The organism is Alloalcanivorax xenomutans (assembly GCF_900217905.1).
Taxonomy (GTDB): domain Bacteria; phylum Pseudomonadota; class Gammaproteobacteria; order Pseudomonadales; family Alcanivoracaceae; genus Alloalcanivorax; species Alloalcanivorax xenomutans.
This window is the reverse complement of the sequence record NZ_OBMO01000009.1, coordinates 104,137-122,835: the sequence shown is the minus strand read 5'-3', so window position 1 is coordinate 122,835 and position 18,699 is coordinate 104,137. Positions and strand designations below refer to the sequence as shown.

The 18,699-nt window shown below is 59.1% G+C and carries 22 protein-coding genes; 7 read left to right on the top strand and 15 right to left on the bottom strand.

All coding sequences use genetic code 11. The features are described 5' to 3' along the window. Positions 1-80 precede the first annotated feature (80 nt). From CRO06_RS08900 to CRO06_RS08875, 6 genes are all read left to right on the top strand, one after another. Complete coding sequence (locus tag CRO06_RS08900; RefSeq protein ID WP_051414149.1) at positions 81-842, top strand: DUF3348 domain-containing protein; 762 nt, start codon at positions 81-83, stop codon at positions 840-842. Next, a complete protein-coding gene (locus CRO06_RS08895; protein WP_244902800.1) occupies positions 839-3,358 on the top strand; it encodes a DUF802 domain-containing protein in 2,520 nt (839 codons plus the stop codon). Before CRO06_RS08900 ends, CRO06_RS08895 begins: the two co-directional genes overlap by 4 nt. After that, positions 3,358-3,999: an OmpA family protein gene (locus CRO06_RS08890; RefSeq protein ID WP_022996978.1), complete on the top strand. Its 642-nt coding sequence runs from the start codon at positions 3,358-3,360 to the stop codon at positions 3,997-3,999. Before CRO06_RS08895 ends, CRO06_RS08890 begins: the two co-directional genes overlap by 1 nt. Continuing rightward, a complete protein-coding gene (locus tag CRO06_RS08885) occupies positions 3,992-4,735 on the top strand; it encodes a DUF2894 domain-containing protein (RefSeq protein ID WP_101536272.1) in 744 nt (247 codons plus the stop codon). Before CRO06_RS08890 ends, CRO06_RS08885 begins: the two co-directional genes overlap by 8 nt. Positions 4,736-4,823: 88 nt before the next feature. After that, positions 4,824-5,456, top strand: a complete 633-nt coding sequence (locus CRO06_RS08880) for a glutathione S-transferase family protein (protein WP_022996980.1) — start codon at positions 4,824-4,826, stop codon at positions 5,454-5,456. A gap of 113 nt (positions 5,457-5,569) precedes the next feature. Continuing rightward, positions 5,570-5,956, top strand: coding sequence for an OsmC family protein (locus CRO06_RS08875; RefSeq protein ID WP_055099395.1), 387 nt, complete (start codon positions 5,570-5,572; stop codon positions 5,954-5,956). 9 nt (positions 5,957-5,965) lie between these two features. Here the strand turns inward: CRO06_RS08875 and CRO06_RS08870 are convergent, their stop codons facing one another. From CRO06_RS08870 to CRO06_RS08835, 8 genes are all read right to left on the bottom strand, one after another. Continuing rightward, positions 5,966-6,529: a DUF6891 domain-containing protein gene (locus CRO06_RS08870; RefSeq protein WP_097058267.1), complete on the bottom strand. Its 564-nt coding sequence runs from the start codon at positions 6,527-6,529 to the stop codon at positions 5,966-5,968. A 262-nt stretch (positions 6,530-6,791) separates the two neighbouring features. Beyond that, positions 6,792-7,049, bottom strand: a complete 258-nt coding sequence (locus tag CRO06_RS08865) for a hypothetical protein (protein WP_143247735.1) — start codon at positions 7,047-7,049, stop codon at positions 6,792-6,794. Between the two features lie 81 nt (positions 7,050-7,130). Continuing rightward, a complete protein-coding gene (gene yghU, locus CRO06_RS08860) occupies positions 7,131-8,000 on the bottom strand; it encodes a glutathione-dependent disulfide-bond oxidoreductase (RefSeq protein ID WP_097058265.1) in 870 nt (289 codons plus the stop codon). Positions 8,001-8,367: 367 nt separating this feature from the next. Beyond that, positions 8,368-8,802: an acetyltransferase gene (locus CRO06_RS08855; protein ID WP_022996988.1), complete on the bottom strand. Its 435-nt coding sequence runs from the start codon at positions 8,800-8,802 to the stop codon at positions 8,368-8,370. Next, positions 8,792-9,130 carry a hypothetical protein gene (locus CRO06_RS08850; protein WP_022996989.1) on the bottom strand — a complete coding sequence of 113 codons (339 nt, stop codon included), beginning with the start codon at positions 9,128-9,130 and terminating at the stop codon, positions 8,792-8,794. Before CRO06_RS08850 ends, CRO06_RS08855 begins: the two co-directional genes overlap by 11 nt. Positions 9,131-9,187: 57 nt before the next feature. After that, on the bottom strand, positions 9,188-9,436 hold the full coding sequence (locus tag CRO06_RS08845) for a putative quinol monooxygenase (protein WP_244902806.1): 249 nt from the start codon (positions 9,434-9,436) through the stop codon (positions 9,188-9,190). Positions 9,437-9,510: 74 nt separating this feature from the next. Further along, positions 9,511-10,143, bottom strand: a complete 633-nt coding sequence (locus tag CRO06_RS08840; RefSeq protein WP_097058263.1) for an HD domain-containing protein — start codon at positions 10,141-10,143, stop codon at positions 9,511-9,513. 7 nt (positions 10,144-10,150) lie between these two features. Next, complete coding sequence (locus tag CRO06_RS08835) at positions 10,151-10,438, bottom strand: suppressor of fused domain protein (protein WP_179746540.1); 288 nt, start codon at positions 10,436-10,438, stop codon at positions 10,151-10,153. 467 nt (positions 10,439-10,905) lie between these two features. Here CRO06_RS08835 and CRO06_RS08830 point away from each other — a divergent pair, with 467 nt between their 5' ends. Then, positions 10,906-11,745 carry an ion transporter gene (locus tag CRO06_RS08830; protein ID WP_097058262.1) on the top strand — a complete coding sequence of 280 codons (840 nt, stop codon included), beginning with the start codon at positions 10,906-10,908 and terminating at the stop codon, positions 11,743-11,745. A 15-nt stretch (positions 11,746-11,760) separates the two neighbouring features. Here CRO06_RS08830 and CRO06_RS08825 read toward each other — a convergent pair whose 3' ends face one another. The 7 genes from CRO06_RS08825 to CRO06_RS08795 form a co-directional block, all read right to left on the bottom strand. Beyond that, positions 11,761-12,123, bottom strand: coding sequence for an MmcQ/YjbR family DNA-binding protein (locus tag CRO06_RS08825; protein ID WP_022996994.1), 363 nt, complete (start codon positions 12,121-12,123; stop codon positions 11,761-11,763). Beyond that, positions 12,120-12,743, bottom strand: coding sequence for a class I SAM-dependent methyltransferase (locus CRO06_RS08820; RefSeq protein WP_097058261.1), 624 nt, complete (start codon positions 12,741-12,743; stop codon positions 12,120-12,122). The genes CRO06_RS08825 and CRO06_RS08820 overlap by 4 nt, the downstream gene beginning before the upstream one ends. 22 nt (positions 12,744-12,765) lie before the next feature. Further along, entirely contained in the window at positions 12,766-14,007 is a 1,242-nt protein-coding gene (locus tag CRO06_RS08815) for a YbfB/YjiJ family MFS transporter (RefSeq protein ID WP_097058260.1), read from the bottom strand. A 56-nt stretch (positions 14,008-14,063) separates the two neighbouring features. Then, entirely contained in the window at positions 14,064-14,309 is a 246-nt protein-coding gene (locus tag CRO06_RS08810; RefSeq protein WP_097058259.1) for a hypothetical protein, read from the bottom strand. A gap of 107 nt (positions 14,310-14,416) precedes the next feature. Next, complete coding sequence (locus tag CRO06_RS08805) at positions 14,417-15,403, bottom strand: NAD(P)-dependent alcohol dehydrogenase (RefSeq protein WP_097058258.1); 987 nt, start codon at positions 15,401-15,403, stop codon at positions 14,417-14,419. A gap of 151 nt (positions 15,404-15,554) precedes the next feature. Next, a complete protein-coding gene (locus tag CRO06_RS08800; RefSeq protein WP_097058257.1) occupies positions 15,555-16,181 on the bottom strand; it encodes a glutathione S-transferase family protein in 627 nt (208 codons plus the stop codon). A gap of 127 nt (positions 16,182-16,308) precedes the next feature. Further along, positions 16,309-18,525, bottom strand: coding sequence for an OsmC domain/YcaO domain-containing protein (locus CRO06_RS08795; protein WP_097058256.1), 2,217 nt, complete (start codon positions 18,523-18,525; stop codon positions 16,309-16,311). Between the last annotated feature and the right edge of the window lie 174 nt (positions 18,526-18,699).

The following is an 18,699-nucleotide window of genomic DNA, read 5'->3' as shown; positions in this document are numbered from 1 at the left end:
CCGCAGTTGATTAGAATGGGCGGTTTCCCGTCGCGTCAGGCGACGGCATGGTCATACCTTTTTCCTAGCCACGGCGGCCCATGAGCAACAGCACGCACAGGACGCAAAAAAAAGCGCAACCGGCTCCTCCCAGCGCCCGACTGGTACAGCTGGTGGCCGCACTGGGCAACGGCACCGGCCTTGGTACTCACGGTTGCTTCGCGGAGCGCATGGGCCGGCTGTTTGACCTGTCCGATACCATTGCGCTGGACGCCGCCTATAAGTACCAGTCCATGGGGCCATTCCGCCCCGAAGAAGGTCTGACGGAACGTCTCCGGGCGGACTTCAACCAGACCCGTGACACCCTCATCAGCGGCATCACGCTGAGTTTTGATCCCGGCGAGGCCAAGGTGAAGCTGCGGCTGCCGCGGACCGTCGAAACGCCACCGGTGTTCAAACCCTATGAACGTTTTTACCTGTCTCATCAGAGACAGCTGATCACCGCCATCCAGTATCTGCGGCAACGCCTGCGTGACGGCTTCGCCGCCCAGAATCACACTCTCGCCCAGCTCGCCGTGCTCGACACGGTGTTCGACAACACTCTGGCCAGCTATGGCCGTTACTGCTTCGCCGCCATACCGATGGTGCTGGGCAAACGCTTTCGCTCTCTTTGGCGGGCGCACCGCAATCAACAACCGGAAGATCAGCCCGATCCGGCCGACGCCTGGGTGGCGCCGGGGGGCTGGTTACACCAGTTTCGACAGGAAATGCAGACGTTGCTGCTGGCCGAGCTGGAAACCCGGTTGGAACCGGTGCAAGGCCTGCTGGACGCATTGAATCACGAGGAACCACTCCCGCAATGACACGTTTTCTTTTCGCGCTGACCTTCATTCTGGGCGCCATCACGGTGATCTGGGTGGGCCTGGGCTTTCTCGGCACCGACCTGGTGGCGCTGACCGCCACCTTGCTGATCGCGCTGGTCTATGGGCTGGGCTTTCTGGAACTGCGACAGTTTCGCCGCGCCACCGATCAAATGCGCCAGAGCCTGGGGCAACTGCCGGGCAGCCCGGAAAGCCTGGGTCAGTGGCTCGCCGGCCTGCCGGCCTCCCTGCGCGGCACGGTACGCCGCCGGGTGGAAGGGGAACCGGCTGCCCTGCCCGGCCCGATGCTGACCCCTTACCTCTCCGGGCTGCTGGTCATGCTCGGCCTGCTCGGCACCTTCATCGGCATGATCGTGACTCTGCGCGGTGCCGTTACCGCCCTGGAAGGCGGCAGCGAGCTGCACGCCATCCGTAATGCGCTGGCCGCGCCGATCAGCGGCATGAGTCTGGCGTTCGGCACTTCCATCGCCGGTGTCGCCAGCTCCGCCATGCTGGGCCTGGCCGCCGTCCTGAGCCGCCGTGACCGGATTGTGGCCGGCCGCGAGCTGGACGGTCATATCGCCACGGAACTGCGTGCGTTCTCGATCGGCCAGCAACAGCGCGACACTTACCAGGCGTTGCGAGAGCAGTCCGCCGCCTTCCCCGAAGTGGTCGCCCAACTGGGTCATCTTGCCGAACGCATGGAACACATGAGCGAGCAGGTCAGCGGTGCCTTGACGCAAAACCAGCAGCAATTCCACGACAATGTCAGCGGCCACTACCAACAACTGGCCCGTTCGGTCAGCGAGACCCTGAAACAAAGTCTGGCGGACAGCGGCCGCATCGCGGCGGAGAGCACCCGCCCGATTGTGGAAGCGGCCATGGCCCGCCTTGGGCAGCAGGCGGAAAGCACCCACCAAGCGCTCAGCGAAATCAGCGAGCGCCAACTCGGCGCCCTGGCGGAACGCTTCCAGAGCACCACCGAACAAGCCGCCTTGCATTGGCGCCAGGGGCTTGCCGAGCAACAACAGACCAGCGGCAAACTGGTCGCCGATATCGACGCCGCGCTCCAGGCGCACAACAGCCGCTTCGAACAACACAGCAGCGAACTGCTGGCACAGACGCGGGAGCACCATCAGCAACTGCGCGAAACGGGCAAGCAACAATTATCGGAACTGGCCGAACACTTCCAGGCCACCACCGAGCAGGCCGCCCGGGTCTGGCAATCCGGTCTTGGCGAACAGCAACAACACAGCCGCCAGTTGACGGAACAAGTAGCCGAAGCGCTGCGGGCGCATAGCGAACGCTTCCGTGAACAAAGCGAACTTCTGCTGGCTCAGGCGAAAGAGCATCATCAGCATTTGCAGCGGGCCAGTGAGACGCAATTGACGGCGCTGGCCGAGCGCTTCCAGACCACCACCGAGCAAGCGGCGGAACTGTGGCGAGATGGCCTGAACCAGCAACAGCAAACCAACGCCCACCTGGCGGAGACCCTTGGCGCCACCCTGAAAGACCACAACGACACTTTCCACCAACATAGCACTGCATTGCTGGAGCAGACTCGCGAGCACCACCAGCAGCTGCAAAGCACCGGCGAGCAGCAGTTGGCGACACTGGCCGATCGCTTCCAGGCCACCACCGAGCAAACCGCCGAACATTGGCGCCACGGCCTGGATCAACAGCAGCGTTCCGCCGCGGGCCTGATTGAGAACATCACCCAGACACTGCAAAGCCACAATGCGCAATTCCAGAACGCCGCCGAGACGCTTATAGCGCAGCAGCGCGGCGGCCTGGAGAAACTGATAACGGATACGGGCGAAGCCCTGTCCGCGCTGCGCGATGAAGAAGCCCGGCGCGGCGAAACCGCCACCGCGCGGCTGGCAGAACTGGAAACCACGGTTACCCGCCATCTCGGCGACCTGGGCGCGGCTCTGGAAGCGCCCATGACGAGACTGATCGAAACCGCTTCGGAGACGCCCAAGGCCGCCGCCGAAGTGATCAGCCAGCTGCGCGAGGAGATGGCTCGCGGCAGTGAACGCGACAACGAAATGCTGGAGGAGCGCCGGCGTATCATGGCGGAGCTGGAAACCCTGCTGGCCGCTCAGCGTGAAACCGCCGCCGCCCAACGCGAGGCGGTGGAAAGCCTGATCCGCGATTCCGGAGATATCCTCAAAACCGTCAGCGACGCCTTCTCGCAGCAGGTGGACGAACAAAGCCGCAAGCTGGATGAAGTGACGTCGGACGTCACCGGCGGCGCCCATGAAGTGGCCAGCCTCAGCGAGGCGTTCTCCGTCGCCGTGCAGCTGTTCAGCGACGCCAATGACAAGCTGGTGGATCATCTTCAGCGGGTGGAAACCGCGCTGGAACAGGCCACCGCACGCAGCGACGAACAACTGGCTTACTATGTGGAGCAAGCCCGTGAAGTCATCGACCTGAGCATGACCTCGCAGAAGGATGTGCTTGAGGCGCTTGGCGCCGTGCGCCAGCAGTCGGCCACCAACGGCAACGGAGCCGGCTGATGGACGAGCTGCACGACAGCCAGGCCCAGGCCACGCCGGTATGGGCCATCTTCTCCGATCTGATGGCGGCACTGGTGGGCATCTTTGTGCTGATCACGGTGTGGGTGATCGGCATCCAGCTGGAGCTGAGCCAGTCCCTGCAACAGGAAAAAGCCCGCCGCCAAGTGGAGGAACAGCGCCGTATCGCCCTGGAAGACGCCCTGCGGGATCCCCTCTCCAGCGGTCGCATCACTTTCCATAACGGCCGCATCGGCATCAGCGGAAGTGTGCTGTTCGCGCTCAATTCCGATGTCCTGCAACCCAAGGGCGAAAAATTGCTGAGCAGCCTGGTGGAACCGCTGCGGAATTATCTCAGCGAGCATGATGAGTTGCTGATGGTGAGCGGCTTCACCGACGACTTGGCAATCCAGAAAGGAAATCCGCGTTATCAGGACAACTGGGGACTCTCAGCACAGAGAGCGCTGACCGTCACCCGCACCCTGATCGCCCAGGGCATGCCGGCGGATCGCATCTTCGCCGCCGCTTTCGGCGATAACCAGCCGGTGGTTCCGAACCAGAGCGAGGCTTCCCGCGCCCAGAACCGCCGGGTGGAGATCACCACCGTACCGCGCCAGAGCAATCAGGCAGAGAATGATGAGTGACGTCAATTCGGCCCCCACGCCTCTGGACCGCCTTGCCCGGTTACGTGACGACCGCGCCGACCGCTACGATCCAGTGCGCTTCCGTTATCTGGAAGCGCTGGCGCGACGGCTGGCGGAAAGCCCGCGCGCGCCAGCACCGGCTCAGCAGGACAAATTGCAGCAAGCACTGACGGACTATCAAACACGCTTCGAAGAAGCGCGGGAGGCGGCCCGGGCACGACGCGCCGCTTTGCCTTATGACACTCTCGACGACACGACACAGGCACAGCTGGATCATCTGTTCGAAAGCGGTGACCTGCGCGCCTTCCAGCGCCTCGCCGAGCAGCAGGTATGGAGATCACCGTCACCGCTGGTGGCATTGCTGGAGGCACTGCAAAACAACGATATCGACGACGAAGACGCCGACAACACCCCTTTGGATTCCCTGCTAAGAGACCATCCCAACCTGTTTCAGAAGGTCGCCGGCAAGGGGCCTCGCGACATCCGTCCCCTGACATCGCCGCGGGAACTCAAGGCCCTGCGCCAGCTGCGCGCCACCCGCGCCCGCCTGCATACCCAAAAACGCATCGACCACGCCATCGCCCAGACACCCGGCGACGCCGGCCCGCTCAACGCACACCGCCTGGTTACCCGCAGCGTCGAAACCCTGCGCGGCCTGTCACCGGACTATCTGAGCCACTTCGTCAGTTACATGGATACCCTGCTGGCGCTGGAGAAAGTGGCGAAGAAGGGCTGACGCCCCGTCCGGCAACACTGCTGCCATTATCTGACAGGAGACACTCTTACACTCCTCTTCCAATCAATAACGACACGGAGAGGATTGCATGAGTCAGGATCTGGTTTTCTATACCAATCCCATGTCTCGGGCGCGGGTGGCGCGGTGGATGCTTGAAGAAGTAAATCAGCCCTACCGCACTCATGTTTTGTCGTTCGGTTTGGGGATGAGAGACGCGGACTATCTGGCGATCAACCCGATGGGGAAGGTACCCGCCCTGGTGCACGGCGACACCGTTGTCACCGAAGTCTCGGCGATCTGCACCTATCTGGCCGATGCCTTCCCGCAAGCCGGACTGGCACCGGCTCCGACCAGCCGGGAGCGGGGCGCTTACTATCGTTGGCTGTTTTTCATCGCCGGCCCGTTCGATGCCGCCTGCACCAACCATGTGCTGGGTTTCGAGATCGGCAACGATGCCAAGAAGGCGGCCACCGCCGGATATGGCACGCTGGACCGGGTACTGAATACGCTGGAAAACGAACTACGCTGGCGCGATTACCTGGTTGGAAAGCGATTCACCGCCGCCGACCTGCTCGCTGGCGCTTACCTGGGTTACGAGATGGCTGTCGGCGCCATTGAAAAGCGGCCGGTATTCGAACGCTACTGCGCCAATCTGATGGAGCGCCCCGCGGCCATCAAGGCACGGCAAATCGATAATGATCTGGCCTCCCACGCAGTCTGATTCAGACCGCCCCTCCCGACGGAGACAGGATTCCAACGGCGAGGGGCATTCCCGATACCGGCATGGGTGTGGCACAGTATGAACTCTGTTCGCCCCTCGCCAAGGAGACCGCAATGGCCAAGGTATCGGTATACAGCGACACCCACTACCAGCAGCATATCCACGCCCGCCACCATCGCCTTCAGGCCGATGAGGGCGCCGATCTGGGTGGAGAGGACAGCGGCCCCAATCCCTACGAACTGCTGCTCTCCGGCCTGGGTGCCTGTACCTCCATTACCCTGCGCATGTACGCCGATCGCAAGGGCTGGGATCTGGGAGAAATCAGCGTGCATCTGCACTTCCGTCGCGACGAAGACGGCAACGAGTTCATCGACCGGACCCTGTCCTGCAGCAGGGAGCTGACCGACGAGCAACGGCAGCGGCTACTGGAGATCGCCGCCAAAACCCCGGTGACCAAGACCGTGGGACGGGGCACCCCCATCGAAAGCAAATGGCAATAATCCGCGACGTTATCGACGCTTCCAGTCCATATCGGGAATGAAGATGCGGTGGGCGAAGGTCCCATCCCATTGCACATTCAGGCCGGCTTTGGTGAGCTCTTCCACAATCAGGGCACCCACCACCGGCCCCTCCGTTTCTTCATGCGGCGGATCCATGGGGCCAAAGGCCAGATATAGACCGCCGCCGGACACCACGCATTCCAGATCCTGACCGTGATAAAAGCAATAGCCGCTAACGCTGTCCTGCTCAGAGTGTTCGGCGAACACTTCCTGAACGTCGGCATAGCCGTCATCCTGCGTGTACCCGGCATTGTGCAAGGCAATCACACCCCGCTTATTGAGCGCCAGGAACGCCTGCTCCAAACGGTCGCAATCCGTTACCGTCGGCCATTGACGTTTTTCATGCTCCAATTCACTGAAAGCAGCGTCCACGGCCTGCTCCACCGCCTGCTCGTCCAGCTCTCCCGGTTCATACATCTCCTCACACAGGATTCCGATGATGTCATCACGCTCATCGAACCCACCGCGCACCAGGGCCCGTATTTCACCCAGCGTATCCACTGAAAGAGACATATCCGTTCCCTCCTGGGGAGCGACTGACCACGCCTAGCGACGTGGGGATTGGATTTTTTACCTTGCCAGGGTCACGCATGCCCCTTTCAATCCAGTGAACGATCATCCCATTTAACGATAAACGGCCTGTCCACCTCGTTGTTGTCCACGATAATATGCGCCTTTCTATCCAATACAGGGTTGAAAGAAGTCATGACGTAAACCCCGCTTCCAACAGGCACCGCATACAGAGTCGCACGGTGCACTTTATTTGCAATGGACTTTATGGCAGCGCGGTTTTCAAGATCTCCGCGGCTCTGGCCAACGGATACTCACAACCACCAACGGCCATCGTTCCGGCATCAGGATACAAAAGCAGCTCGTATTCTCTATTACCATCCGGATAATGCGCCAGTGTCAGCAGGATAGCCCGCCCTTCCTCCTTCGCGCCTCGTAAGTCCCAAGGACTGTCGCCGAGATCCAGCAGGACCTCGGCCGTCTCCGTATCAATGAGCACCGGAGCATGGACCCAGTGAGACATTCTCATCTCACGAGGCACGGTATCCAGCCTGTACCTTCCGTTATGAAAGAGTGCACTCATCCCTGCTCATGCCATCCGTGATCAGGACGCCTCAAGCTTATCCTGGGTGCGCGTATCGAAATCGCTGGCGTCATGACGCTCACGGAGCTGGGTTTCGGGCTTGCCAAAAGTCCGGTTCACCATACGGCCACGGCTCACCGCCGGGCGAGCGTCAATTTCGTTGGCCCAACGGGTCACATTCTTGTAGGACGTCACATCCAGGAATTCAGCGGCGTCGTACAAACGTCCCAATACCAACTGCCCGTACCAGGGCCAGGTGGCCACATCAGCGATGGAATATTCATCACCGGCCAGATAAGTGTTCTCCGCCAGGTGGCGATCCAACACGTCGAGCTGGCGTTTCACTTCCATGGTGTAGCGATCGATGGGATAGCGATACTTCTCCGGGGCATAGGCATAAAAGTGGCCGAAACCACCGCCCAGGAAAGGCGCCGCGCCCTGCTGCCAGAACAGCCAGTTCATACACTCGGTGCGGGCCCCGTGCTCCTTGGGTATCAGAGCGCCGAATTTCTCCGCCAAATACAGGACAATGGAGGCGGTTTCAAAAACACGCTGCGGCGGATCCACGCTGTGATCCATCATGGCGGGAATCTTGGAGTTGGGATTGATTTCCACGAAGCCGCTACCGAATTGATCGCCTTCGCCGATATTGATCAGCCAGGCGTCATACTCAGCGCCAGTGTGGCCCAGAGCCAGCAACTCCTCCAGCATTACCGTGACCTTGACGCCATTGGGCGTGGCCAGGGAGTAAAGCTGTAATGGGTGCTTGCCCACCGGCAGCTCTTTGTCATGGGTTGCGCCGGCGATGGGCCGGTTGATGTTGGCGAACTTGCCGCCGTTGCCGGGTTCCCATTGCCAGACTTTCGGAGGCGTATAGGTGTCGTCGGTCATTGGAATGCTCTCACGATTAGCCAAAGTCGGTTGACGTGTAGCATGCCAACATAAACCCTGGCGAACGGCAAGGTACTCCCCTTGCCTGATCCTGCCCGATGCTTTGCCGTGCCAACGCCACCAGACAGCATCGCTCCCGCTCCGGCCATCGCTGATCTCCATCTAGAGCACATGGATCTCTTCCAGAATGACACTCAGCGCGTCATCGACGCTTTCCAGACGAAAGCTCGCGGCCAGGTCCGTCCCCGCCATTCAACGGCAGATCGTAGTACAGGAAGCCGATGAGTCGCTCATATCCGTAAATCGGCGCGATAAGGGACAAAGCCGTCTCGGAAGTGCACGAATCTCTGGATCGCAGCCAGGCCGACTAAGCCAATTCCATGTGTAATAGTGGGTAGGGTTTACCCTGCCCATCCAAAGGCGAGCGACCCACTACCGAAAAACCGATGCGCTTATAGAAACCCAGAGCCTGGTCGTTCTGTTCATTAACGTCTACTTTTGTGGCACCTTGCCACTCCACGGCTTGCGCCACCAGTAAAGACCCGACACCGGTTCCGCGTGCCTCCGGTGTGATGAACAGCATCTCTATGTTTCCTTCGCTCACGCCACAGAATCCCTTAATCTCGCCGGATTCATCCCGGGCACAGGTAAGCTCAACCGCGTCAAAGTATTGCTCAAGTATAAGTGGCCTGAGCACCTCTATATCTTCTTCCATTAGAAAGTCATGAGTTGCCCTGACGGACGCTTCCCATATTTCTATCAAACGACCATGGTCGCTCTTCTTGACACTTTCAATCCGCATATCTCACCCTACTACCCAGACCGTGGAACTGTTCGTATGCGGCCGCCTCCAACTCACCGTTGCCGGCAAGTGTGTTCCCCTGTTCGTCCCGGATCGTATACGCCTCCTGGATACCCCCGATGCCAGCACTACCATCCAAGCCAAGAAGCAGCGTGTAGAAGACGTCCGTCAACGCCACATCCATAGCTGCCCAAAGTTTCGCTTGCTGGTCGGTAGAAAGCCCTATTTCCCTGATTCGCTGCGCGGCCAGCCCTTGCCCTTCTCGAAGCAGCCTCAGAGTCGAGTCCTTCTCGGATTTCCAGCGTGCTGCAAATTCTTTGGCGTCCAAAGTTCACAATCTCCTTATAACTCAGCGGCGAAGCAGGTTTCCTGTATATATCTTCATCTATCGGTGACTAACCTTGTAATGCCGCTCCGCTCTTGCGGAAACCTTCCCCCACTTTGATTGCCGCACTCGCGTCTGGTGAGCTTCAAAAGCGTCATTATCCGAAAATACCTCATGGACATTGAATCTGTACGGATTGGACACATCCTGGGACACCTCAAACAAGAGGCAGCCGGGCTCTCTCAAAGTGGAATCAATATGCTTAGCCAGCTCGGCCTTGACGGCTTCAAGATCAGGCCCGGGTACCACGATGTACCCTTTCAATATCACTTTCGACACCGCCAAACTCCCTTACTGACTCTGTTATCCCGGATCTCTTCTGACTATCCGTCCAGTTTCGATATTGCAGCCGCCAGATTTTTCCTGGCCTGCTGCTCGCGCTCCGTCAGGAAAGGCTCGTTCTGAAAGATCCTGGGGCGATCAAGAAAGCCCTTGAGCACCTCCACTCTCTTCTTTTTATATAAAGGCCATGGCACCATCTTGTATTCGCTGCGCACGCCTTCTTCGAAGATCTGGTAAATTGCGGGTTCCGCGCCCAATACAGCCAGATCGATATCCACTAGCAGCGATTCATCACTCGTCTTCGCAGGAGCATTGTGCTCGGTCACCATAATGAGACGGTGCAGCCTATCGGCGATATCTCTGGATGCTCCATTCTCCAGCACGAAAGATTGTGCCCAGTCAGCACTCTTCTTCTCGTTCTTTCCTGAAAGCGGCTCATAGATGGCATCATGAAACCATAAGGCCAATTCTACTTCACGGGGGGACTGTATCTCCGAAACGCATCTATCCAGATGTCGAAGACAAGCGGAAACATGTTCTCGCGAATGGTAGTAACGGCCCTTCCCTGAGTAGGAAGACACCAAGGAGCGATACGTCTCGGTATTGTCGCCGAAGTCCCACAGCGTCATAAGTCGGGCCCAGCGCTCCGGATTCATCTCTGATTCATCAAGCATCGTGTCATTATCCCTGCAGGATTGATTTTCCGTCCCGCTCGCTGACTTGCCCCACTCCCGCGGCGATCAACTTGTCCAGCAGCGCACCCCGACCGTTCCCCATGAACCATTCCATCTCGTCATCGGTTATAACGGTGGCGCCAAGAAGATCCATTCGCCCGTTGGGCAGGTCGACTCCCAAAGGCAGAGGCTGCCGTGCCTCGCTGATCAGCACCATGACAAAGTCATCTTCGGCGACCTGAACTTCCTGAACCGTGAGACCGTTGTGATCCTCCAGCCGCTTCAGGATGCCCATTCTTCCGGGGTTTTCCTGGCGGGAAAGGCTTCATCAGGGCTTCTCGTGCCTGATTTCAAACCGAACAACTTCCTTAAAATCCTTTTCATTGGCCATATCCTTCACTCTTGCAGGAAAGAACTCACCCTATCACTTCTCAACGCCCCTTCGGAACCGTCATCCTTTTGAAACCTCGTTGGGTAATGCCAGAAATTCAGGAGGTGGTCCAATCAGCCGTTTGATCGCCCGCTCCCGCCAGAGCGACAAGTACGGCCCGAACGACTCTTCGACCGCCTGCCGGCAGTAACCATCTAAGCCACGCCGGTATTCGGCAAAGACTCCGTCGTTCTTTCCTCTTATCACTCTGTACTAACTGCCAGGTTCCCAGCTGTCGGACTCCTAAATCACACAATGTATACTTCACGCCGGACCCATCGGCCGGGAGAACCCGGGCCGGTGACGAAGGCTATTGAACGGATGGAGAAGGTATGACAACGCTTGTCTTGAACAGTTGGCGCCAACGGCTGGGAGAGTGGATCGAATCAGCGCCAGTGCGGCACTTCATTACCGCCCTGATCCTCCTCAATGCCATCGTTCTGGGGGTGGAGACTTCCGCCGCCGCGGAAGAAGCCGCCGGCGGGTTACTGGCACTGCTCAACAGCGTCATCCTGGCAGTGTTCGTGGCGGAGATTCTGATCAAGCTGACCGCCTTCGGCCCCCGCTTCTTCCGCTCCGGCTGGAATTTTTTCGATTTTCTCATCGTTGGCCTCTCCCTGGCTCCCACCTCCGGTCAGTTGGCGATCCTGCGCAGCCTTCGCATCCTCCGGGTACTGCGGCTCCTGTCCACGGTAAAACGGCTGCGCATGCTGGTGGAATCCCTTATGCACTCCCTGCCCGGCATCGGCTGGACCGCGGCCTTGCTGCTGATGATGTTCTACATCTTCGGAGTAATGGGTACGGAACTGTTCGGCGAGGCATTCCCGGAATGGTTTGGCACTCTGGGCGCCAGTATCTATACCCTGTTTCAGATCATGACCCTGGAAAGCTGGTCCATGGGGATCGCCCGTCCGGTGATCGAGCAATTCCCCCATGCCTGGATCTTCTTTGTCCCCTTCATTCTTATCTCCAGTTTCATGGTGCTGAACCTGTTCATCGCCATCATTGTCAACGCCACCCAGGAGGTGCACGACATGGAACTGCGGGAGGAAAGGGAGCGGGAGAACCAGCGCGCTCATGATGAACGGCAGGAGATGCTGGACCTTCTGAGAACAATGGAAAAACGCCTGGGCACGCTGGAAGAACGGCTATCGGAGCGACAGGGCGGGTGAAGGACTCCGCTCTTTTTACTCCACTAGGCCCAGCTCCCTCTGCTTCTTCTTGGTTAGTCCCGAGGCAACAATACGGTGGGATTCCTTGATGTAGTACCTGAGCTGCTCATCCGACTCGGCGGGAGCATCGTATTGCTGTATCCACTTCATGCCGCGGGAAGCCAGATAGGGCGCCGGCCGGAACCCGGGCTCCTCGCTCAGGATATGGAAGTTCAGCTCCGAAGCCTTGAAAGTAAAGGCCGGCTGGCCGTCCTTTTGCCACCCTCCGATAGCGAAAACCTTGCCTCCCACCTTCCAGACATGGGAACCGCCCCACTGGACGACATGGGAAGTCGCCGGCAGAGAGCGGCAGAACGCATTGAATTCCTCATAGTTCATATCAACGGCTTCCTGGCGATGATAAAAACCGACTCCCTGGTTACCCGCCATTCGTGATCGATGTGGAATCCCGCATCGGTCAGTTGGGTCACCAGTCCCTTCTCACTCAACGGGCTCACATAGGGAGCCAATCCCAGACGCTGCATTACCGGAATGACCCATCGCCAATAGAACGCCATCTCGGCAACCAGCGCGGTGCTGGAAACAAAAATGCCTCCCGGTTTGAGCAGAGTATGAACACAACGGACCGTACCCGGAACGTCCTCCAGCAAATGCAGGATATTCAGTCCCAACACCGCATCGAAACTGGATGACGCCAGCTTCAGGGCTTCCAGGCTGCCCTCCTGAAAGCGGATATTGGTAATTCCCGCCTCACGAACCTTCCCTTCCGCGATCTCCAGCATTCTGGGAGAAACATCCGTGGCCAGAATCCGGCCCACATGAGCGGCATGTTGGATGGCGGTACTGCCGGTACCACAGCCAAACTCCAACACCGACCAATCGCGTTGGAGATAGCTCTGGGTTATCGACAGCTTCTTCCGGTAGGTTTCTTCGTCCTTGACCGGGCTCTTGGCGTAACGAGGCGCCGCCTTGTCCCAGAAGACTTTCGCGCTTTTCATCCTCGCAACTCCTGACAGGTGTCTAACTGGACTTACCGGCAAGCGCCGGAGACTCAGCCGGTACAGGGGGACGTTGCAACAGATTCACACAGGCGGCAATAGCCAATAGTAACGGAGATACCCAAAAGCCGGCTTCGATGCTGCCCGTCATATCGGATATGGCGCCAGCCAGGATCGGGCCGATGGTCTGGCCAAACGCGAAACCCACGGTCAGCAATGAAATGGCGGCGGTCCAGGACGCGGGCGACAACTGACGCTGGGCAACGATGGTAATCGAGGTGGGGCCCGCCATAAAGCTGCCACCGAACAGGATCGCCGACAGCAACATCGCCACCGGCCCCGGATAGAGAAGCACCGGCAAGGTGCCCAGCATGGCCGTTGCGAAAACCAGGGCCGGCCCGCGACCATCACTGAAAGCACCCAGCACCCGTCCCCACAGAAGATTGGTAACGGCGGACACCAGCCCCAGCGTGAACCAGAACCAGATCATCTGCTCGCTGCTGCCCCCCTGCTCCCGCAGCAGCGCCATAATGAAGGTCATGTAACCGACATAACCGGCCCCGAAAACACCGTAGCCGATCAACGTCGGTGCGATCCGCCGGCACTCCCGGGCACTCAACAACGCCATGGTGCCACCCGCCGGCTGATGCACCCGGCGGGCAGCCAACCAGGCGGCAGGCAAGCCGGCGGCGCCGAGCAGACCCAACACGATCCAACCCTCCGGCCACCGCTGCACGCCACCCTGCAGGATGATCGGTAAAGCCACCCCGGAGAGAATAACGCCGATACTGACTCCCGCCACATACACACCCACCAGGGCCCCACGGCGACGAGGGTTTTCCAACGGACAGATCGCGGAAACCAAACCAGCGCCGAGAATGAAAGTAATCGCCGTGGAAACGCCACCGACGGTTCGTAACAGGATGAGAGCAGACAGGCTGGCCGTCATTGCCGTTAAAAGCAGGACCAGAACACTCACCGAGAAACCCGCCAGGAACGCTCGCGCCGTTCCCCATCGCCGCGCCAACCAGGCCGCCACCAGCGCGCCGAAGATATAACCCGCCCCATTCGCGGTATTCAGTGCACCGGCTTCAACGTAGGTCCATTGCAGATCCGCTTGCATCGGAGGCAGCAGCAAACCGTAGGCGAATCGAGACAATCCCAAGGCAACCGCGGCACCGGTGGATAAGCCCAGAGCGGTGAAGATATCCCGCCAGAGGTCGCCTCTTTCGTCCGTGGTCTTTTTCATTGTACTTATCGGCATCCGTCTTTTCCTTACGATGGCGCCTGTCTAATAGCCAGTTCCCCTAACGGCTTCGTCTATGGATACAGCTCCGCCACTGGGGTATCGGCGGTCAGCTGGCCAATCAGGCCGGGCAGGTCCCGTACTTTCAGAGGAAGATGCTCACCAAGCTCACGCAGGAAGGGGCTCCATCCCGCCATATCACTTCGAACTTCCAGGTTGTAGCCCGACTCAGTGGCAAGAACAACAAAGGTCAGCGAGGAAGCCGGGATTTCCAGGACATAGGCGTGAATGCCCACCACATCATCAAAAGCAACGGACATGATGTTTCCGGAAATGCTGATTTCAACGGAGTCTGTGTTTATGCAAACAGAATCAACCAATGTTCTCTCCCTGAAACCAGGCGTTCAAAGTTTGAAGGTAGTCTTCATCAGAGCCCATCAGAGACTGGCCCGGACGGCCCTTCTTCGGCGACGCCAATCACCACCTTACCCCGACAGCGCCCGGTGCGGCTACGCTGGTAGGCCTGCTCGATATCGGCAAGATCAAATTCACTGTCGATCACCGGCCTGAGTTTTCCTTCATCAACCAGGGCCGACAGGATTTCCAGATCCTTGCGCCGGGGAGCCACCATGATGTTCGCCGCGTTCCGGCCCAACATACGGTATATCGATGTCCCCAGCATCGACCGGGCATGACCTCCGGTGGAAATGAACCAGCCGCCGGGCGCGATCAGATCAACGCAACCGCGAGGGGATTCATTGGCGGCCACATCAAAGACCAGATCGAAGGTCCCGGCGCCGTGGCGGTAATCTCCAAGGGTATAATCGATCACCTCATCGGCGCCAAGGTTACGAACGAAATCCGTATTTCTTCCGCTACACACCCCGGTCACCCGGACACCGAGCGCCCGGGCAATCTGTACCGCGAAAGTTCCCACCCCGCCGGAGGCGCCGATGATCAGCACTTTACCGCCAGCCCGTGCCCGCCCCTTGCGTAATCCTTGCAATGCGGTAAGCGCCGCCAACGGCATGGCCGCGGCTTGACGAAACGACAACGAGGCCGGTTTCCTGGCAATACACGTCTGCTTGATACGTGTCCGCTCCGCCAGGGACGCGGTACGCAGATTCATGTCCATGCCATAAACCGCGTCACCAACTTCAAAGTCGGAGACATTGCGCCCGGTGGCGATCACCGTCCCCGCCAGGTCATCGCCAAACAGTGGCGGGAGTCGCCGGCTCAGCATGGGAGTCGCCAGCAGGGCGAGGTGATAATTGAGCTTCCAGTCCTTGGGATTAACGGAAGCCGCCCGCACTTGTACCACCACGTCATCCGGCCCCGGCTCACCGGGCTCCGGCATCTCCCGGACCACCAAGCGAGGGTTACGTCCCCAACCTGTAATCACCACCGCCTTCATGTCGATGCTCCCTCAACATCACCTTGAAACAGCTTAACAAGCCAGGCCCATCATTGTGCGCCGTTTCAGCGGCAGAGCGGTGTCTTCCAGCCGGACAATATTCCAGATCCGGAGTCGCGAAAATCATACCCACAGGCAGAGCAACACTGGTCTAGCTTGCCGGAGCCCTAACCACTCCGGAAGTGGACGGGGGAGCCGTGGGCCGTGAGTACATGGACGTCAGATACGCCGACAACGCCGGGAAGTCCTTAAGCATCTTCTCTTCGTTGGCCCAGTCCAGCGTGTAAGCGGCGTTAAAGTCGGCCACGCTGAGCCGGTCGGCAACCATGAAATCACGCATCTTCATGTGCTGTTCGAGCACGGCCAGCATCTCCAGGCACTCCTGCCTGGCCAGATCCACGTCCTGGGGCAGCTGCTTCTCTTTGGGGTACAGGAAGGTATGACGCGCGATGCGCCATAGCGGCTGTTCGATTTCGGTAGCCAGGAAAAAGATCCAACGGTACATCTTCGCCCTGTCTTCCACGGCCTCCGGGATAAAACCGGCCTGGGAGTGTTTGTCAGCGAGGTAAAGCTGGATTGCGCACGACTCGGTGATCACCAGATCGCCATCCACCAGAACAGGGACTTTGCCGGCGGGGTTAAGGGCGAGAAAGCCCGCTTCCCGGGTCTCGCCCTTCAGAATATCCACCGGAAGCATCTGGTACTCCAGGCCCAGTTCATTGAGCAACCAGATAACACGCAGAGCACGGGTCGGGGGTGTTCCGTACAGCTTGATCATTGTCATCTCCATCGATTCGCACAACCTGTTGTCCAGGTGAGTCGAATGGCGCTGATGGAGTTCGACATGCCGTCAGCCAGGCATCGATTCATGGGCCAAAGGCATATTCCCCCCTTGGCCCCCACACTCAGGTGGCCTGCGACAGCGCGCTCTCCCATCTGGCCGCCCGCGCCGCATGCAGTTTTTTATAGCTCTCGATCAGGCGCAGGTGTTTGTCCAGGCCATCCAGCTGCATGTTGGTGGGCGTCAAGCCAGGGAAGCGCACGGAACCATCCACGGCGCCGACCACGGTACTCATGGTGTCCTCGCCATACATACGCCGCAGGCTCACCAGGAAGTGGTCCAATTCCAGCTCCTCGTCCAGAGTGATCTCCAGCACGGCACTAACTGCTCGGTAGAACAGATTGCGCTCCACCGTATTGTCGTTGTACTGCAGGAACGCCTCCACTCGCTCCAGGGCATCCTCGTGCTGTCCCAGCGCCAGGTTGATCAGCAACTTCAGTTCCAGAACCGTAAGCTGTCCCCAGACGGTATTTTCGTCAAACTCGATGCCGATCAAGGTGATGATGTCGGTGTAGTCGTCGATCTGACTTTCTTCCAGGCGCCACACCAGATCGGCCAGTTGATCGTCATTCAGGCTATGCAGATTCAGGATATCTTCCCGATAGTCCAGGGCCTTGTTGGTGTTGTCCCAGATCAAATCGTCCACCGGGTACACCTCGGAGTAACCGGGCACCAGAATCCGGCAAACCGGCGCGCCCAGGTCTTCGTATACCGCCGTGTACACTTCATGACCCATATCTTCGAGAATCCGGAACAGGCCAGTCGCCTCTTCTTCATTGTTGTTTGAAGCGCTGCCGGAAAAGTCCCATTCGTGGAAGTCGTAATCCGCCTTGGCGCTGAAGAAACGCCAGGACACCACACCAGTGGAATCGATGAAGTGCTCCACGTAATTGTTGGGCTCGGTTACCGCCAGACTGTTGAACGTGGGTGGCGGCACATCGTTGAGCCCCTCGAAACTGCGGCCTTGCAGTAATTCGGTAAGACTGCGCTCCAGTGCCACCGCCATGCTCGGATGCGCGCCGAAAGAAACGAATACGCCGCCGGTGCGTGGATTCATCAGCGCCACGCAGGCCACCGGGAATTGGCCGCCCAGGGAAGCGTCCTTGACCAGCACCGGGAAGCCCTGGGCTTCCAATGCCTCGACACCCTCCACCAGATTCGGATACTTCGCCAGTACCTCTGGCGGCACGTCCGGCAGGGCCAGCTCTTCCTCGATGATCTGCTTCTTCACCGCCCGCTCGAAGATCTCCGACAAACACTGCACCTGCGCTTCGGGCAAGGTATTGCCGGCGCTCATGCCGTTACTGAGAAACAAGTTCTCGATCAGATTGGAGGGGAACCAGACCGTCTCGCCATCCGAACGGCGCTGAAATGGCAGCGAACAAATTCCCCGCTCCACCTTGCCGGAATTGGTGTCAATCAGATTGGAGCCGCGCAGCTCGCCCTCGGGGTCATAGATGGCCAGGCAGTGCTCATCCAGAATGCCTTCGGGCAGTTCGTCATCAGGCCCGGGCTGGAACCAGCGCTCGTTCGGATAATGCACGAAGGCGCTGTTGGCGATCTCCTCACCGAAGAACTGATCATTGTAGAAAAAGTTGCAGTTCAGCCGCTCGATGAACTCCCCCAGGGCGGAGCACAAGGCGCTCTCCTTGGTGGCGCCCTTGCCGTTGGTGAAACACATCGGCGAGGCCGCGTCACGGATGTGCAGCGACCACACATGGGGCACGATATTGCGCCACGAGGCGATCTCGATCTTCATGCCCAGCGTCTCGAGGATGCCGGTCATGGTGGCAATGGTCTCCTCCAATGGCCGGTCCTTGCCCTCGATATAAGTGCGCGCCTCCCCTTCGGGCGCGCCCATCAGCAACGCCTGGGCATCCTCGTCCAGATTCTCCACCATCTCGATCTGGAACTCCGGCCCGGTCTGTACCACCTTCTTCACCGTACAGCGGTCGATGGAGCGCAGAATACCCTGCCGGTCCTTGTCGGAGATGTCCTCCGGCAGCTCCACCTGAATACGGAAGATCTGGTTATAGCGGTTCTCCGGGTCGACGATGTTGTTCTGCGACAAGCGGATATTGTCCGTGGGGATATCCCGCGCCTTGCAGTACACCTTGACGAAGTAAGCCGCGCACAGTGCCGACGATGCCAGGAAGTAGTCGAACGGGCTCGGCGCCGAGCCGTCACCCTTGTAGCGGATCGGCTGATCCGTGACGACGGTGAAGTCGTCGAACTTGGCTTCCAGGCGAAGGTTGTCGAGGAAGTTGACCTTGATTTCCATGGAGAGAGTCCGGGTTGGAGAGTTTGGCGCGCAGGGGCATGGCTGGGCGCCATTATCCTGATTTTGCAGGGGTTCGTCTTGGCGGGCTCGAGGGTGTGCAAAAGCACGCCGGTTGCAGCCGTTTTTCCTTTAATTGATAATCACTCTCAACTTATAGGCGCAGTATCGGAACGC

What these genes read in the sequence shown, in the direction of transcription:
- CRO06_RS08900 (WP_051414149.1), top strand. Translation starts at nt 81, where the DNA reads ATGAGCAACAGCACGCACAGGACGCAAAAAAAAGCGCAACCGGCTCCT.
- CRO06_RS08870 (WP_097058267.1), bottom strand. Translation starts at nt 6,529, where the DNA reads ATGTCTCTTTCAGTGGATACGCTGGGTGAAATACGGGCCCTGGTGCGC.
- CRO06_RS08805 (WP_097058258.1), bottom strand. Translation starts at nt 15,403, where the DNA reads ATGAAGGCGGTGGTGATTACAGGTTGGGGACGTAACCCTCGCTTGGTG.
- CRO06_RS08830 (WP_097058262.1), top strand. Translation starts at nt 10,906, where the DNA reads ATGACAACGCTTGTCTTGAACAGTTGGCGCCAACGGCTGGGAGAGTGG.
- CRO06_RS08825 (WP_022996994.1), bottom strand. Translation starts at nt 12,123, where the DNA reads ATGAACTATGAGGAATTCAATGCGTTCTGCCGCTCTCTGCCGGCGACT.
- CRO06_RS08810 (WP_097058259.1), bottom strand. Translation starts at nt 14,309, where the DNA reads ATGTCCGTTGCTTTTGATGATGTGGTGGGCATTCACGCCTATGTCCTG.
- CRO06_RS08815 (WP_097058260.1), bottom strand. Translation starts at nt 14,007, where the DNA reads ATGCCGATAAGTACAATGAAAAAGACCACGGACGAAAGAGGCGACCTC.
- CRO06_RS08800 (WP_097058257.1), bottom strand. Translation starts at nt 16,181, where the DNA reads ATGATCAAGCTGTACGGAACACCCCCGACCCGTGCTCTGCGTGTTATC.
- CRO06_RS08820 (WP_097058261.1), bottom strand. Translation starts at nt 12,743, where the DNA reads ATGAAAAGCGCGAAAGTCTTCTGGGACAAGGCGGCGCCTCGTTACGCC.
- CRO06_RS08885 (WP_101536272.1), top strand. Translation starts at nt 3,992, where the DNA reads ATGAGTGACGTCAATTCGGCCCCCACGCCTCTGGACCGCCTTGCCCGG.
- CRO06_RS08880 (WP_022996980.1), top strand. Translation starts at nt 4,824, where the DNA reads ATGAGTCAGGATCTGGTTTTCTATACCAATCCCATGTCTCGGGCGCGG.
- CRO06_RS08895 (WP_244902800.1), top strand. Translation starts at nt 839, where the DNA reads ATGACACGTTTTCTTTTCGCGCTGACCTTCATTCTGGGCGCCATCACG.
- CRO06_RS08865 (WP_143247735.1), bottom strand. Translation starts at nt 7,049, where the DNA reads ATGTCTCACTGGGTCCATGCTCCGGTGCTCATTGATACGGAGACGGCC.
- yghU (WP_097058265.1), bottom strand. Translation starts at nt 8,000, where the DNA reads ATGACCGACGACACCTATACGCCTCCGAAAGTCTGGCAATGGGAACCC.
- CRO06_RS08840 (WP_097058263.1), bottom strand. Translation starts at nt 10,143, where the DNA reads ATGCTTGATGAATCAGAGATGAATCCGGAGCGCTGGGCCCGACTTATG.
- CRO06_RS08795 (WP_097058256.1), bottom strand. Translation starts at nt 18,525, where the DNA reads ATGGAAATCAAGGTCAACTTCCTCGACAACCTTCGCCTGGAAGCCAAG.
- CRO06_RS08835 (WP_179746540.1), bottom strand. Translation starts at nt 10,438, where the DNA reads ATGGGCATCCTGAAGCGGCTGGAGGATCACAACGGTCTCACGGTTCAG.
- CRO06_RS08855 (WP_022996988.1), bottom strand. Translation starts at nt 8,802, where the DNA reads ATGCGGATTGAAAGTGTCAAGAAGAGCGACCATGGTCGTTTGATAGAA.
- CRO06_RS08875 (WP_055099395.1), top strand. Translation starts at nt 5,570, where the DNA reads ATGGCCAAGGTATCGGTATACAGCGACACCCACTACCAGCAGCATATC.
- CRO06_RS08890 (WP_022996978.1), top strand. Translation starts at nt 3,358, where the DNA reads ATGGACGAGCTGCACGACAGCCAGGCCCAGGCCACGCCGGTATGGGCC.